The sequence below is a fragment of the Pseudoalteromonas sp. AS71 genome (genome assembly GCF_038900275.1).
Classification (GTDB): domain Bacteria; phylum Pseudomonadota; class Gammaproteobacteria; order Enterobacterales; family Alteromonadaceae; genus Pseudoalteromonas.
Map to the genome: position 1 here is coordinate 38,383 of NZ_JBBMQZ010000020.1, position 15,575 is coordinate 53,957.

Here is a 15,575-nt window from a genome sequence, read left to right on the forward strand (position 1 = left end):
GATCTAAAAATTAAAGCAATAAAAAAGGGCCTATTGGCCCTTGAGTAACACTATCTAGTTAGGAATTAAAACTGGTTCATGGTGTTATCTTCACCACCGGCTTTTAGCGCGTTATCACCAGAGAAGTATTCTTTGTGCGTATCGCCCATGTTAGACCCTGCTAGGTCTTGATGCTTAACAGATGCTTGCTCACGACGAATTTCTTGGCGTTGTACATCACGTACATAAGCCAGCATACCCATATCGCCAAAGTAACCTTCTGATAAAATATCAGTGCTCAGCGCTGCTGTATGGTACGTAGGCAGAGTAATTAAGTGATGGAAAATACCGGCTTCACGTGCGCCATCGCGCTGGAAGTTTTGCACTAGTAAATCGGCTGCTTGTGCAAGTTCTGTTGCATCCATTTCTGGCGCCATAAGGCCTTTATTATCGCCAAGGCTTGGGTAAGCACTAAGGTCACGGCCTGCTTCTTCCCACTCTTGATACACTTGCTCACGAAACTTAAGCGTCCAGTTAAATGAAGGCGAGTTGTTGTATACCAATTTTGCATTTGGCACGTGTTCTTTCACACGATTTACCAGTTCTGCAATTTGCTTAACATGTGGTTTTTCTGTTTCAATCCACAGTAAATCTGCGCCCGACTGCAAGCTCGTAATACAATCTAGTACTACACGGTCTTTTTCAGTGCCTTCGCGGAATTGGAATAAACCGTTATCTAGGCGAGTTGGTTTACATAACTGGCCATTAATTTTCATCGCCGTGTCGCCTTCATTTAAGTCATCAACACCATTAATTGGTGTGGTTTCTAAAAATGCATTGTATTGGCTTGCTAAGTCACCTGGTTTTTGCGACACAGGTACTTTTTGAGTAAGGCTGGCACCTAATGAATCTGTACGTGCCACAATAATACCGTTATCGATACCGAGTTCTAAAAAGGCGTAACGTACAGCGTTAATTTTTGCTAAAAAGTCTTCGTGTGGAACGGTCACTTTACCCGCTTGGTGGCCACATTGTTTAGCATCAGATACTTGGTTTTCTATTTGAATGGCACACGCACCGGCTTCAATCATTTTTTTAGCTAGTAAGTAAGTTGCTTCTTCGTTACCAAAACCTGCGTCAATATCAGCAATAATTGGCACAACATGGGTTTCAAAGTTGTCTATTTTATCAATAACAGCTTGAACGTCACCGCCATTCGCTTTTGCTGCATCTAAGTCGTTAAACAAGTGGTCTAGTTCACGTGCATCAGCTTGCTTTAAAAATGTGTAAATTTCTTCAATTAGCGCAGGTACCGATGTTTTTTCGTGCATGCTTTGATCCGGTAGCGGACCAAATGCAGAGCGAAGTGCTGCAACCATCCAGCCACTTAAGTATACATAGCTGCGTTTAGTTGTTTTTTGATGGCGCTTAATAGCCATCATCATTTGTTGCGCAGTAAAACCATGCCAACACCCTAAAGATTGTGTGTACTGGCTTGTGTCGGCGTCATATGCAGCCATATCTTCACGCATTACGTCTGCTGTGTATTGCGCAATTTCAATTCCTGTACGAAAACGGTTTTGTAAACGCATACGGCTTGCGTATTCAGGGTTAATAGCACCCCACGCGCTGCCTTGTGATTGGCAAAGAGTAGAGAGTGTGTCTGTTTCGCGTTGATATGTTGTCATAATAAAATCCTTCGAACGAGTGTAAATTATTTTAATGTTGTGAGAGTGGCTAGGAGTGTGTGCTCCGTTTCGCTTGATTCAACATTAGGCTCCTTTTCTAGATTTAGTTAATTTATAGTTGTTATTGTGGCTATATATTTTGTGAATGGCTAAAAAGCACTCAACATTGCTTTTTTGAGTTATTGTTGCCTTAACGCACAAGCACACAACAACATCGCGACCGTTTAAGGAAGGCAAATATGTCCCACACTCTCACACATTCAGGACTCAGCGTAGATACACAACTCGCTGATTTTGTTAAAAATCAATTACTACCAGGCACTCACTTAAGTGAGCATCAATTTTGGCAAAGCTTTGCACATATTGTTCAAACACTTACCCCTACAAATAAGGCACTGCTTGAAAAGCGAGAATTGCTTCAACAGCAAATAGATGACTACCATCTTGCTAATAAAACGTGGGATAGCGTTAAGTACCATGCCTTTTTACAAGATATAGGGTACTTGGTTAAAGAGCCTGCCCACTTTGAAATTGAAACCCTAAATGTAGAACCCGAAGTAGCCCTTACAGCAGGCCCTCAGTTAGTTGTTCCTGTAAGTAACGCACGCTTTGCACTTAATGCCGCTAACGCGCGTTGGGGTTCGTTATACGACGCTTTATACGGTACTGATGTGTTAAGCGAAGACGATGGAGCCGAAAAAGGCAATACCTACAATCCTGTTCGTGGATTTAAGGTAATGGCCTACGCTCGTCAGTTTTTAGATAAAGCATTGCCGCTGACTAACGGCTCGCATATAGAAAGCACTAATTATTCAGTAGTAGATGGCGCACTTTTAATTACGTTGCGTGATAGCTCTCAAACCACATTAGCTAACCCATCTCAGCTTATTGGCTATCAAGGTGAAGCACAAAATCCAACTGTAGTGTTATTAAAAAACAATGATTTACACATAGAGCTACATATCGATCACCACCACATGATTGGCCAAGCTGATAAAGCTGGCTTAAAAGATGTAGTGCTTGAGGCCGCTCTTACCACTATTATGGATTGTGAAGATTCAGTGGCTGCAGTAGATGCAGAAGATAAAGTACAAGTTTATAAAAATTGGCTTGGGTTGATGCAAGGTAACTTAGTTGAATCGTTTAAAAAAGGCGATAAAACAGTAGAGCGTACTCTGCAAAGTGATAAAACATACACCGCACTTGATGGTGGCACAGTTACTTTAAAAGGCCGTAGCATGATGTTTGTTAGAAACGTTGGCCATTTAATGACGAATCCTGCTATTACCGATGTGTACAAGCAACCGGTATATGAAGGCATTATGGATGCAATGTTTACAGCCACCGCTGCCCTGCACGACCTAAACAAAAAAACAGGTATAAAAAACTCAAGCGCGCAAAGTATTAATATAGTAAAACCGAAAATGCACGGCCCTGAAGAAGTGGCGTTTACTAACACTTTATTTAGCTTAGTAGAGGAAGCGTTAAGCTTACCTAAAAACACGCTTAAAATGGGTATTATGGATGAAGAACGCCGTACTTCTGTAAACCTAAAAGCCTGTATTTATGCAGCTAAAGAGCGTGTTGTATTCATAAATACTGGATTTTTAGACAGAACAGGCGATGAAATCCATACCTCTATGCAAGCGGGTATTGTGCTTCCAAAAGCAAAAATTAAGCAGCAACCATGGATACAAGCTTATGAGGATCGCAACGTCGATATTGGCCTTGCTTGTGGCTTAAGTCATAAAGCACAAATAGGTAAAGGCATGTGGCCAATGCCAGATAAAATGGCATTAATGATGGAGCAAAAACAAGCGCATCCTAAATCAGGCGCTAATACAGCATGGGTGCCCTCCCCTACAGCCGCTACCCTACATGCAATGCATTATCACGATATAAACGTATTTACTGAGCAGCAAAATATAGCTAAACGTACTATTGCTAGCCTTAATGACTTGCTTACACCGCCGCTAATCGCAGACCCTAAAACGCTTTCAAAAGAAGATATTCAAAGCGAACTTGAAAACAACGCACAAGGTATTTTAGGTTACGTTGTACGTTGGATTGATCAAGGCGTTGGCTGTTCAAAAGTACCCGACATTAACCATATTGGGCTAATGGAAGACAGAGCCACACTCCGTATTTCAAGCCAGCATATGGCTAATTGGTTACTAAATGGCGTGTGTTCACAGGCGCAAATAAAATCAACAATGGCAAAAATGGCTAAAGTAGTTGATGGTCAAAACGAGCACGACACTGCGTATACACCCATGGCAACAAATGAAGAAACATTGGTTAACAGCATTGCCTATCAAGCTGCACTTGCATTGATTTTAGAGGGCGTAACCCAACCGAGTGGTTACACTGAACCACTATTACATAGCTACCGTATAAAATATAAAGCACAAAAAACGAATACGCTTTAACCGCTTAACTAACGTTCAAATTAAGTACTAAACCAGCTTTAAGCTGGTTTTTTATCGCCTAAAATTAGAATAACAGCACTTTTAAGGCATTTTAAAAATATATATTAAAATAAGCATAATATGCATGAATACTTAACATTTATTCAAACGTAAAAAAGCGTGTTTTGCTTATACAAAACACGCTTTTAAAGCTATTAACCGTTTTCGTTTAATTTTTTACAATGGCATTGTGATAAATATTTTGTACATCGTCACAATCTTCAAGCATATTTATAAATTTATCAAAGTTAGCAATAACTTCTTCGTCTTCAATTTCAATATTAACTTGAGGAATAAACGTAATTTCGTCTACTTCAAAGTTAATGCCTTCAAATGCGTTTTCAAGGGCTGTTTTAGCTTTAAAGTATTCTGTTGGCGGTGCAAATACCGATATTTTACCGTCCTCGGCTTCAACATCGCTAACATCAACATCAGCCATCATTAATGCTTCTAATACTATTTCGTCGTCATCACCCGCAAAGCCAAGTACCGCATAATGATCAAACATATGTGCTACGCAGCCAGGAGTACCAATTTTTGAGTCTGTTTTAGTAAACGGTAAGCGTACATCTTTAATTGTACGGTTCGGATTGTCAGTTAAACAGTCAACAATAACCATGCAATTACCAGGGCCATAGCCTTCGTAACGGGCAACTGAGTAATCTTCCCCTGCACCACCGGCTGCTTTTTCAATTGCTTTATCGATAACGTGTGCGGGTACTTGGTCTTTTTTAGCTTTTTCGATTAGACGGCGTAGTGTTTGATTTACTTCGGGATCGGGATCGCCACTTTTTGCAGCAACGTAAATCTCTTTACCATACTTTGAGTTTACTTTTGTTTTTGCATTGGCTGTTTTGATCATAGAACTTTGACGAACTACAAATGCTCTGCCCATTTTGTGCCCCTAATGAATACGTTACGTTTTGCGGTATTTTACCAATTCAAAACGTATTGGGCTAGGAACAAACGTTATTTTGTAATTTAAATAACGTAGCACTTATTCTCAAATAAATTTAATAGCACGCTATTTAACATAACTCTATTTTTTCAGAATAACTCTCAACTAATGTCACTAATTCAACAAAGTCATGTAAAACGTAATCTGCCTGATCGGCATAAGCAGGCGTTGACTCTGGAGCGTATAAACACGCGCGCATATTTGCATTGTGCGCAGCTTGAATGTCGTAAAGGTAATCGCCTACATAAAGTAAATTTCTGGCGTTAATGTTCCAAAGTGTAGCAATGGCATTTAAAGCGCTGGGATCTGGCTTTGCTGGGGCATCGCTTCGCGTTAAAACTGTGCTGATAGGAAGTGGATTATTTTGTAATTTAATTGCCGCTGCTTTATCAAAATTGCGAGTAACAATCGCCATCGGAATATTTTTAGACTTTAAAGCATGAATAGCTTCACTCACACCAGGTAATATACTGGCATGTTGTGCATCTATTAATTCGTGTTGGTGAACTATATTCATTGCCTCTTCACGCATATACGGTGAGGGCAACTGAGCAATGTAATCAAGTAAGTCTTGCTCGCAAGGGCAACCTATTTGGGCCTTTATTAATGCAAAATCTAATTCTGATGAAACCAATGTTCCATCTAAATCAAAAATCACTCCAAAAATTGCCTCAACCTGAGTAGTCATATCATTCCCTGAATTTAGTTATTACTAAATGAAATTTAAACATAAAATTCTCTACTGCTTATGCCCTAGGCCGGTAAATACAAAGGGATAAATGAAACTAACTATATTTAAATATTAATACGCACCATTATCAATCTATTGATAACAAAGTAATTTAAGTGCTTGATATATCATGCGCAAAAAAAGGTAAATATACAAATTGAACTCACAAATTTTACGTAAATTTACAAATAACAGATCAAACATGAACGCAGTTTAAACGTATGAAGAAAACGCGCACATAAACTGCTGTGCGCGTCGGTTGGGGAAGTTTTAAATATTAATTTTGCTCAAAGCGGGCTTCGAGCCAAGTATCATCTTGAGCAAAGTTTAAAGTTTTAATCTTACCTTTGCCCTCAACGTTTACCATATTTACCTGAGATGGCCATAAATCACGAAGTGCGCCATTACTCATTTTAATTCCTTCAATGTTTTCAGGAATTGGTGCTTCTTGGTAAACCCAAAAAAACTTACCATCAACTTGTGCTCCCACAAAGCTAAGTGGTAAAGGTTCACCACTTAACGTTTGTAGAGCAACATGCGATTCAACATACTTAGCAAAACGTTGTTGGTCGGCTTTATTACTAATAATATCAATTTTGCCTTTAAACAATGTTCCTACGGCGTGTTCGGTATCATGTAAATAAAAGCGATGCATTAATTCAACATTATGCGTTCGTTTATTAAAAAGCACGGTTGTAACTGACGACTTTAGTTGATGCGCCATACTTGGCGCAGCAACTAAAAGGCAAACAATAATAAGCAAAAAGCGCATTATTGCTGCTCCTCACCGTCATCCTTTTCGTCTTTTTTCTCATCAGTTTTAAGCTCAGTTTTAATATCTTGCATGATATCGCGACTTACTTTAGCTTTACTCTTTTCCTTTTTAAACACTTCAATACGTGAAGGAATAATACGACGAGGGTAGTTATTGTTTTCAACATCTACGTCAGCTGTTTCCCAGCCTGGATCGACAGTAACTGATACAAGCGGTTTGTTTTTATCGGTAACAATCAGCTTTTGTACGTTTTTATAGTTACGACGCCAAATTTCAGCAGGAATATAGCGCTCTTCTTTAGTGCCATCTTCATAAGTTAGCTCTAATAAAATAGGCATTACCAAACCACCAAGGTTTGAAAATTCCATAACGTAATAGTTTTTATCTTCTTCTAAAGCACGTTCAAGCGTTTTACGCTCCCACGGCTCTAAGCCTTTTAAAAACTTGTTGTACGAGTTACGTTCTTTATTGGTAACAGTAAAGCGGTCGTTTTCGTCATAAAAGTCGGTAACATCAGTATTTTGCTCAACCCATGTTTTTTTACCTTCAGCACGGTTACGCTCAACAAATAATGAAGTAGGTTTGTCTGCTTCAATATCACGTAAACGGCTATAATCAATATCAGGGTTTTTAGTATCTAAACGTAGTTGATATACTTTATCTACAGAGATATCTACATGATCGGTTGTGTAAAACCAGCCACGCCAAAACCAATCTAAATCAACACCAGAGGCTTCTTCCATTGTACGGAAAAAATCAGCTGGAGTAGGGCGCTTGTATTTCCAGCGCTGAGCATACTCTTTAAAAGCAAAGTCGAATAAGTCACGACCTAAAATAACTTCACGTAAAATATTAAGTGCCGCTGCAGGTTTGGTATACGCATTAGGCCCTAAACGTAATACACTGTCTGACTGAGTCATAATTGGTACTTGGATTTCAGACTTCATGTAGCTCACTATATCGCGAGGCTCAACACCCCAAGGAATAGTAGGATCCCATTCACGACCAGCAACGCCATCTAAAAAGCTGTTTAAGCCTTCATCCATCCACGTCCATTGGCGCTCATCTGAGTTAACAATCATTGGAAAGTAAATATGACCCACTTCATGAATAACTACGCCAAGTAAAAAGCGCTTTTCAGCTTGAGAATAAGTACGTGTACCATCATCTTGTAACTTAGTACGCGGGCCGTTAAAGGTAATCATTGGGTATTCCATACCGCCAACAGGGCCATTTACCGATTGCGCAGTTGGGTATGGGTAGTCAAAAGAATACTTAGAGTACACTTCCATTGTGTGTACTACAGCTTCAGTTGAGTACTTCTCCCATAAGTCGCCACCTTCTTTAGGGAAGAACGACATTGCCATAACTAAAGGCTGAACGTCACCACCTTGCTGATAACCTTTTGCATCCCACATAAACTTACGAGACGACGCCCAAGCAAAGTCACGTACGTTTTGCGCTTTAAAGTGCCACGTTTTAGTTTTGTCGGTGCCTTCTTTTTCGTTTTCGAGCGCTTCTTCTGCGTTAACAATAAACACAGGACGCTTAGATGTTTCGGCTTGCTTTAAACGTTTGCGCTGCGTACTTGTAAGTACTTTGCTCGCGTTATCAAGTTTACCTGTTGCTGATACAATGTGATCTGCCGGAACAGTAATCTCTACATCGTAATCACCAAACTCAAGCGTAAATTCACCAGAACCTAAAAATGGTTTGTTTGTCCATGCTTCATAATCAGTATAAGCCGCTAAGCGAGGAAACCACTGAGCAATTAAGAATATGTCGTTGCCGTCTTCTTCAAAGTGCTCGTAACCTGAACGTGCACCCACAGCATCTTCTTCAACAATGTTGAAGGCAAAGTTCATGCTAAATTCTACTTCTTTACCTGGTTTTAATGGCTCGTTTAAATCAATGCGCATTAAGGTATCAACTACAGTTACGCGTAGTTCTTTACCATCGTCATCTTTTACGCCACTAATTGTATAACCCAGTTCGTTGTCGCTCATAAATTGCTGGCGACGTAATTCGCCTAAACTTAATTTAGCGGGCTTTTGAGCTGGTAAGCTTTCTAAAGTGCTTTTAAACGTTTTAGTTGTTTCGGCAATAGAGTCACTTTTAAAAATATTTTGATCTAACTGTAACCATAAATATTTAAGCGTATGCGGTGAGTTATTTTTATATTCAATGCTTTGGCTACCGGTAATGCGGTGCTTTTTTTCATCTAGCTTCACATCGATATCGTAATTTACACGTTGCTGCCAGTATTTTTCACCTGGTTCGCCAGCGGCACTACGATATACATTGGGTGTAGGAAGTGCTTCGTCTAATTGACGAAACTTATCAACGTAAGAACCTTTTGTTTGCTCAACTGAAGACGCAATAGCTGCACTCGATATTGCCAACGGCAATACAAAAGCACTTAGCGTAAGACCTATTTTTTTCATTGTTAGTCCTAATATAATTTTGTGAGCGTACTTTGACAAATATACCAGCAAGCTTCAATAAATTAGCGACCAAATACCGTATTTTTAGGGTGATGTTCACTTAGTTTTTTAGATTAAAAAATATAAATATTTTGTAACAAAATCCGAATGGATAAAACTGTAAAGGGGGTTTACAAAATTGAGTTTTAATAATGGTTTTGTTCGGATAAATACAAAGTCCCAGAACTTAAAAAATATCATTCATTTTATATATATTGCTGAAAAAGTATTGCTTTGGTATTACCAGGTAAACCATTAATCTTATCTATAAGTATTACTAATTCATGACAAGTAAAATGGCCTAAAAGCCCTTTCTACTGAACAAAAACACAGTGAAAACGAGTAAATAATTGGCTCAAATATTGCCGAACTTCATTAATATTCGCTATTTGTACGATAAGTGACAAATAGTGCAATTTTAGGTTGATCTTTAGTCCTGTTTATATTTAAAATCGCCAACCTTTTTATTTGAGGCAAATAAATTCGTCACATTTATCCTCAAATTAATATCGATTACTAGCAAGAAATGCGGTGGGCTTATGGATTTTTACATCCTTAAAAAACAACAAGAACTAATTGCTGTTCCAGCAAGTGAGAATAACTGTAAACAGTATCTCGATTCGGGTTATTTTTATATCGATAAAGTAGCAGCGTGCAACGAAACTAATGCATTAAAGGCGCTACACGCAAAACAAACTAAAACGTTAAAAATTCCATTATTAATGGCACTTTTAGCATTACCGGTTGTTTTTTCAGCTTGGTACAGTTTAACCTAACGTAATGCATACCTTAGGCTTGCATCTTTAACAGCCTTGGGTATATTGGCGCTCTTACGGTTTTATTAAGAGCGCGACATGAAAGTCCTCCACACCTCAGATTGGCACCTTGGCCAACAATTTTACGAACACGATCGCCGTGTTGAACATCAAGCTTTTTTTACATGGTTATTAGCCACTCTTGTTGATCAACAAATAGACTTACTTTTAGTAGCTGGCGACATTTATCATACCGCGACTCCAAGTGCGAGCGCCGAAAACCAGCTTTATCAATTTATTAAAGACGCAAAAAAAGCATGCCCACTATTACACGTAGTGATTATTGCGGGTAACCACGACTCTGCAAATCGTATTTTGGCAGCTCAGCCATTACTTGCACAGTTTGATACTCACGTAGTAGGGCGCTTTGATGTTGCAACACCCGATGAAACTGTTATTACCGTAAATACCAATGGTAAACGCGCTGTAATCGTCGCTATGCCATTTTTGCGTGCAAGCGATGTAAGTTTGCTTAGCCAAACCGAAAACGGTCCTAGTTATGCACAAGGCGTTTCAAAAGCTTACGAGCTTGCACTAGAACACGCTACTAATATAAACGAGCAAAACTCACCATTAATAGTTATGGGGCATTTACACGCAAAAGGCGGGGACATTTCAAGTGATTCTGAGCGTAACTTAGTAATAGGGGGTGAAGAGTCTATTTCAGCTAATGTATTTGGTAAACAAGCCAACTACGTCGCCCTTGGGCACTTACATAAAGCGCAGCAGGTTGCTAAAAGTGATGTTATTCGATACAGCGGCACACCTATCCCTATGTCGTTTTCAGAGCGTAACTACACGCACCAAGTAAATATTATTGAGTTTATTACTGATGATAAACAACATATTAGTACAACTGTAAACCCCCTTTACATTCCGCGCTCTGCCGATGTAATTATTTTACCAAAAGGGGAGTGTGTACCATTAAGCGAACTATGCGAGCAAATTAAAGCGCTCGACACTGCACAAAATACAATAGCGCCTTATTTACGTGTAAAGCTTAAATCAAGTGATACCGATACCACCTTCAGAGAACAAATAGAACAAGCACTTGAAAACAAGCATATTAAATTTTGTGGTATTGAACGTGTACGTGAACAATCAGTTCAAAATGACGACAACACCGTATTTGAAGATTTAAGCGAAGTTGAAATGCTCAACCCACTAAACCTATTAGAACAAGCATTCGCAAACGATAAAGACATGGCAGGGCAAAGTGTACCCGATGAGCTAAAAGCACTTTTAAGTGACGTGATAAACGAGCTTACGGAGCAAGAACAACTATGAAAATAACCGCAGTTCGTATTCATAATTTGGCTTCAATAGTTGATGCTGAAATAGACTTTACTAAAGCCCCATTAAAAGATGCAGGATTGTTTGCCATCACAGGCGATACTGGCGCTGGTAAAAGTACCTTTTTAGATGCTATTTGTTTAGCCCTTTATACAAAAACAGCGAGGCTACGCGGCGATAAAGGTAACTTAATTGAGTTTAATGGCGACAGCATTAAGCTAAATGATGCGCGAAACTTACTACGCAGAGGTACATGGGAAGGCTACGCTGAGGTCGACTTTTTAGGGCAAGACAAACAGCTTTATCGCGCGCGCTATACAATTTCACGCACTCATAAAAAAGTAACAGGCAAACTTAAAGTAGCAGAGCACACATTAGTTACTCTGCCAGACGAAACTTTAATAGCTGACAAAAGCCACACAATAAAAGAAGTCGAGAGTAAAATAGGGCTTAACTTTGAGCAGTTCTCCCGAGCCGTACTTTTAGCGCAACATGAGTTTGCTGCATTTTTAAAAGCCACTGGCGATGAGCGAGCGCAGCTTTTAGAGTGCTTAACAGGCACCGATAAATTTAGCCGTATTGGCGTGCGTATTTTTGAGCGCCATAAAGAGCAAGTAGCAAAGCTTGAAGCGCTTAAAGCAGGCCTTGAAAGCTATACCTTGTTAACACCGGAAGAACTTGAACTACAACAAACCAAGTTAACCGATTTAAAAGCGCAAACCGAACACACTAAAAAAGAGCTAACCAAAACCGAAAAAGCACTTAACTGGTATCAGCAAGCTACAGTGCTTGAGCAAAACTTACTGCAAGCACAGCAAACCCAGCAACATGCAAGCTCAGCGCTTGAAAGTATCGTTGAGCAAAGCGAGCAGGCAAAACAAGCTAAACAAGCGCTTGAAATTAAAGATAACCGCAGCCGTTTTAATTTGTTAACCGATCAAAATACGGAGTTGGATCTTCAAATTTCATCGCTCAAAAGTGTTGATCATTTAGCGGTAATTAACGAGCGTAATACCTCGCTTACTAAGCATACCGAGCTGCTTAATAACGCCAATGAGCAAAAACAAAATGCAGCGCCCGTTATAGCTAAAGCAAGAGAGCTCGACAGTAACATTGCCTTACAAACTCAAGCTGTAAAAGGCACTGAGTCACAAATAACCAAAGATCAATCTCAGTTTGATAAGCTTGCACAGCAGCTTAAACAAAGCAATAGTGAGCTTGAATTTGCTAATACCGACTCAACTAAAAGCCAGCAATGGCTTAATGAGCATGCACAGCTGCACGTTTTAGCAAAAGACTGGAGCTACTATCAGCAAAGCTTTAATACCTACTTAAATGCACAGCAGCAATTAACTGCAAACGCTGCGCAAAGCCAAACACTTAATAGCGAGCTTGCAAATCAGAGCTATCTTTTAAATACGCAAAATAATAAAGTGCAGCAGAGCGAGGTGGCACTTAGTGGTGAGCAATCAACTTTACAGGCATTAAATACTCAGCTTAATGAATTTAATGCAGAGCACTGCGACGCGCAGTTAAAAAGTATTGATTACTTAAAAGAGCAGCGCGAGCGTTACGGGCAATTTAACGCAGAACTAAAGCAAAGCACTCAACGCCAACAAGTACTTAATCAGCAATTAAATGAAAGTCAGCAAGCCCATGCTTTACTTAATCAGCATTTAATAACCAGCGAGCAATCGCTTAAAGGTAGCGAGTACGCACTTAACCAAGCGCGCTTAAGAGCCAGCGAAAATGTAGAGCATTTACGCACTGAGCTTCGCCCTAATGAGCCTTGTTTAGTGTGCGGCTCAACTGAGCACCCGTATGCGGTAAATCAAAATCAGCAATTAAATAACTTAATTACTGATTTTGAAAATGCTTTTAATATAGCTAAAAAGCAATTTGATCATGCACAAAGCGAGCTGCATAAGCATCAAACTCAACATGCCGTATTAACTGCTGAACACGGACAACTTGAGCAAATAATACAAACGGCAAAAGCTAAACAGCTCGACATTAAAAATACTATGCAAGGTGCACGCACTGAGCTTAACGACTTAACGCCTGATCAGCTTGAAGTAACTTATAAGCAGTTAACGGGGCAAAAAGCGCAATACTTTGAGCAACAAAAACGTCAACGTACACTGCAAACTAAAGTAAATGAGCTACAAGCAGCACTTAAAGCCGAGCAGCAAGTACAGCAGCAACTTAGTAACAAACACCTTGAGCTTACACATCAGCAAAACCAGTTAACGAGTAAGCATAGCGAGCTAAGTGCGCAAATTAACGAGCTCGGTACAACGCTCAATAGCCAATTTGAAAACAGTGATTTTTGGCAGCAACTACAGGCCAATACGCTTGGACTTAGCGAGCTGCACGAGCAGGTTACGCAGTATCAGCAAACTCAAACGCAACTTGAGCAAAGCCAAAAACATCAAGACTCAGCTAATGAGCAAATAAAGCAGCTCACCCCGCTTATAAGTAACAACGAGCAATCGTTAAAAGCACTTAATGAAGAGCTTATAAAAGCTAAAGAGCTATTAAACGCTGTACAAAGTGAGCGCTTAGCTTTATTTAATAATGAGCAAATAAGTGCAGACGACTACCAAGCAAAACTCACAAGTGCACAAGAGCAAATGCAATCGCAGGTTCAAGCGAGTCAAAAAGCCTATGACAACGCGATAAAACAACGAGATGAGCACGCTATAACGCTTAAAAATGTTGAGCAACGCTTACTTGAAAACAGCCAAGAACTAGCAACGCTTGAGGAACGTTATAACCAGTGGTTTACTGACTTTAAAGCGCAATACAGTAATGCAACGCATGAACAGGTCAAAATTTTACTAACACTTAGTAGCGAGACTATTAAAGCGCATTTAAACCAGCACGAGCAGTTAACTCAAGCGCTAACCGATGCAAATGCCGCATTAAAACAGCAGCAACTTACTCTTGAAAAACACAACAGTAGCGATAAACCAACGCAAAGTGCAGAGATTTTAAGTACACAATTAAGCAGCTTAAACGAGCAACAAACGCAGCTGCAAAATTCATTACTGGCAACCAATACCGCCATTGAGCAACACAACCAAAACGCTAAAGCGCTTGAAGGCAAACAAGCTGAGTTAACTACGCTTAAAACGCAGGTTGAACAATGGCACTTGCTTAATAAAGTATTGGGTGATGCAACGGGTAAAACCATGCGTAACTTAGCGCAAACACAAACGTTAAAAATATTACTGCACTATGCCAACAGCCATTTAAAAACACTCAACAAACGCTACGAATTAACCGCCATAGCGCAAACACTCGACATTGCAATTATCGATCGTGACATGGCCGACGAGCAACGCTCTGTTAATACACTCTCGGGCGGTGAGTCATTTTTAGTATCGCTAGCGCTTGCACTTGGTTTAGCATCGCTTTCGTCAAACAAAGTACAAATCAATTCTTTGTTTATTGACGAAGGGTTTGGTACGTTAGACAGCGAAACCTTAAGCATTGCAATGGACGCTCTTGATTCATTGCAAGCACAAGGCAGAAAAGTAGGCGTTATATCGCACGTAACACAAATGAGCGAGCGTGTAGCCACTCAAGTGCATGTAGCCAAAAAGCCAGGTGGATATTCCACAGTTGAAGTTTTATAAGCAACATTACTGAAAACAAGGAGATACAATGCCAACGTTTACAGGCGAGCAAGCAACACAATACGATAGCCGTATAACCCGTTTAGTTCCTGGTTATGAATTATTACATCAGCTCACAAACGCGCAGCTACAAGCAACGCTAAGCGACAATGCGCATGTTTTAGTAGTAGGGGCAGGCACCGGCAAAGAAGTACTCGCATTAGCGGCACTAAACCCTACGTGGCAATTTACTGCGCAAGATACATCAGCCGATATGCTTGCTATCGCAAAGCAGCAATTTGACGAGCAAGGTATAACAAGTCGCGTAAATATTCATAATGGCCCAGTTGATAAGTTATCGGTTAAAGCCGATGCCGTTTTATGTTTATTAGTAATGCATTTTGTAGAAGATAACGGCGATAAAAAAGAGCTATTAAAAGCAATTAAAGGAAGCCTCAAAAAAGACGCAAACCTTTATATTGCAGATTTGATGCGCCCCGAAACTTCATTTGAGCGCGAAGCCCAGCTTACAACGTGCGCGCAATTGGGTTTAACCGAAACAGGTAAAACACAAACAGGGCACGACTTAGAAAATGAGTTTTACCCACTTGATAGAATGCGCTTTAGCGAATTGCTAAATGAGTGCAAATTTGGCATTCCGAAGCTGTATTTTAAGGCGCTTGGCTTTAGTGGGTATGTAGTTTAATTTTTACAAGCTAATCAAGCACCCGCTATTTAGTACCAATAAAAACACCGAGTGAGCAAA

The 15,575-nt window shown here is 39.9% G+C and carries 10 protein-coding genes; 5 read left to right on the top strand and 5 right to left on the bottom strand.

Annotation, left to right across the window (positions count from 1 at the left end):
* Positions 1 to 65 precede the first annotated feature (65 nt).
* Positions 66 to 1,667 carry an isocitrate lyase gene (locus tag WNY98_RS15230; RefSeq protein WP_342878310.1) on the bottom strand — a complete coding sequence of 534 codons (1,602 nt, stop codon included), beginning with the start codon at positions 1,665 to 1,667 and terminating at the stop codon, positions 66 to 68.
* A 239-nt stretch (positions 1,668 to 1,906) separates the two neighbouring features.
* Between WNY98_RS15230 and WNY98_RS15235 the strand changes: the two genes are divergently transcribed.
* On the top strand, positions 1,907 to 4,096 hold the full coding sequence (locus tag WNY98_RS15235) for a malate synthase G (RefSeq protein WP_342878311.1): 2,190 nt from the start codon (positions 1,907 to 1,909) through the stop codon (positions 4,094 to 4,096).
* A gap of 208 nt (positions 4,097 to 4,304) precedes the next feature.
* On the opposite strand, the gene WNY98_RS15240 is transcribed toward WNY98_RS15235, so the two are convergent.
* The 4 genes from WNY98_RS15240 to WNY98_RS15255 form a co-directional block, all read right to left on the bottom strand.
* Entirely contained in the window at positions 4,305 to 5,030 is a 726-nt protein-coding gene (locus WNY98_RS15240) for a YebC/PmpR family DNA-binding transcriptional regulator (RefSeq protein ID WP_101216042.1), read from the bottom strand.
* A 133-nt stretch (positions 5,031 to 5,163) separates the two neighbouring features.
* The gene (locus WNY98_RS15245; RefSeq protein ID WP_007583617.1) at positions 5,164 to 5,781 is read right to left on the bottom strand and encodes an HAD family hydrolase; all 618 of its coding nucleotides are present in this window, start codon (positions 5,779 to 5,781) and stop codon (positions 5,164 to 5,166) included.
* A 319-nt stretch (positions 5,782 to 6,100) separates the two neighbouring features.
* Positions 6,101 to 6,595 carry a DUF6702 family protein gene (locus tag WNY98_RS15250; protein ID WP_024609288.1) on the bottom strand — a complete coding sequence of 165 codons (495 nt, stop codon included), beginning with the start codon at positions 6,593 to 6,595 and terminating at the stop codon, positions 6,101 to 6,103.
* Complete coding sequence (locus WNY98_RS15255) at positions 6,595 to 9,042, bottom strand: M1 family metallopeptidase (protein ID WP_342878312.1); 2,448 nt, start codon at positions 9,040 to 9,042, stop codon at positions 6,595 to 6,597. The genes WNY98_RS15250 and WNY98_RS15255 overlap by 1 nt, the downstream gene beginning before the upstream one ends.
* 578 nt (positions 9,043 to 9,620) lie before the next feature.
* On the opposite strand from WNY98_RS15255, the gene WNY98_RS15260 reads away from it, so the two are divergent.
* The 4 genes from WNY98_RS15260 to WNY98_RS15275 all read left to right on the top strand — a co-directional run bounded on the left by WNY98_RS15260 (position 9,621) and on the right by WNY98_RS15275 (position 15,515).
* Positions 9,621 to 9,857: a hypothetical protein gene (locus tag WNY98_RS15260; protein ID WP_024600378.1), complete on the top strand. Its 237-nt coding sequence runs from the start codon at positions 9,621 to 9,623 to the stop codon at positions 9,855 to 9,857.
* A 78-nt stretch (positions 9,858 to 9,935) separates the two neighbouring features.
* Positions 9,936 to 11,183: an exonuclease SbcCD subunit D C-terminal domain-containing protein gene (locus WNY98_RS15265; RefSeq protein WP_342878313.1), complete on the top strand. Its 1,248-nt coding sequence runs from the start codon at positions 9,936 to 9,938 to the stop codon at positions 11,181 to 11,183.
* Positions 11,180 to 14,830, top strand: coding sequence for an AAA family ATPase (locus tag WNY98_RS15270; RefSeq protein WP_342878314.1), 3,651 nt, complete (start codon positions 11,180 to 11,182; stop codon positions 14,828 to 14,830). Before WNY98_RS15265 ends, WNY98_RS15270 begins: the two co-directional genes overlap by 4 nt.
* A gap of 28 nt (positions 14,831 to 14,858) precedes the next feature.
* A complete protein-coding gene (locus WNY98_RS15275; protein ID WP_197185253.1) occupies positions 14,859 to 15,515 on the top strand; it encodes a class I SAM-dependent methyltransferase in 657 nt (218 codons plus the stop codon).
* Positions 15,516 to 15,575: the final 60 nt, after the last annotated feature.

What these genes read in the sequence shown, in the direction of transcription:
- WNY98_RS15230 (WP_342878310.1), bottom strand. Translation starts at nt 1,667, where the DNA reads ATGACAACATATCAACGCGAAACAGACACACTCTCTACTCTTTGCCAA.
- WNY98_RS15235 (WP_342878311.1), top strand. Translation starts at nt 1,907, where the DNA reads ATGTCCCACACTCTCACACATTCAGGACTCAGCGTAGATACACAACTC.
- WNY98_RS15240 (WP_101216042.1), bottom strand. Translation starts at nt 5,030, where the DNA reads ATGGGCAGAGCATTTGTAGTTCGTCAAAGTTCTATGATCAAAACAGCC.
- WNY98_RS15245 (WP_007583617.1), bottom strand. Translation starts at nt 5,781, where the DNA reads ATGACTACTCAGGTTGAGGCAATTTTTGGAGTGATTTTTGATTTAGAT.
- WNY98_RS15250 (WP_024609288.1), bottom strand. Translation starts at nt 6,595, where the DNA reads ATGCGCTTTTTGCTTATTATTGTTTGCCTTTTAGTTGCTGCGCCAAGT.
- WNY98_RS15255 (WP_342878312.1), bottom strand. Translation starts at nt 9,042, where the DNA reads ATGAAAAAAATAGGTCTTACGCTAAGTGCTTTTGTATTGCCGTTGGCA.
- WNY98_RS15260 (WP_024600378.1), top strand. Translation starts at nt 9,621, where the DNA reads ATGGATTTTTACATCCTTAAAAAACAACAAGAACTAATTGCTGTTCCA.
- WNY98_RS15265 (WP_342878313.1), top strand. Translation starts at nt 9,936, where the DNA reads ATGAAAGTCCTCCACACCTCAGATTGGCACCTTGGCCAACAATTTTAC.
- WNY98_RS15270 (WP_342878314.1), top strand. Translation starts at nt 11,180, where the DNA reads ATGAAAATAACCGCAGTTCGTATTCATAATTTGGCTTCAATAGTTGAT.
- WNY98_RS15275 (WP_197185253.1), top strand. Translation starts at nt 14,859, where the DNA reads ATGCCAACGTTTACAGGCGAGCAAGCAACACAATACGATAGCCGTATA.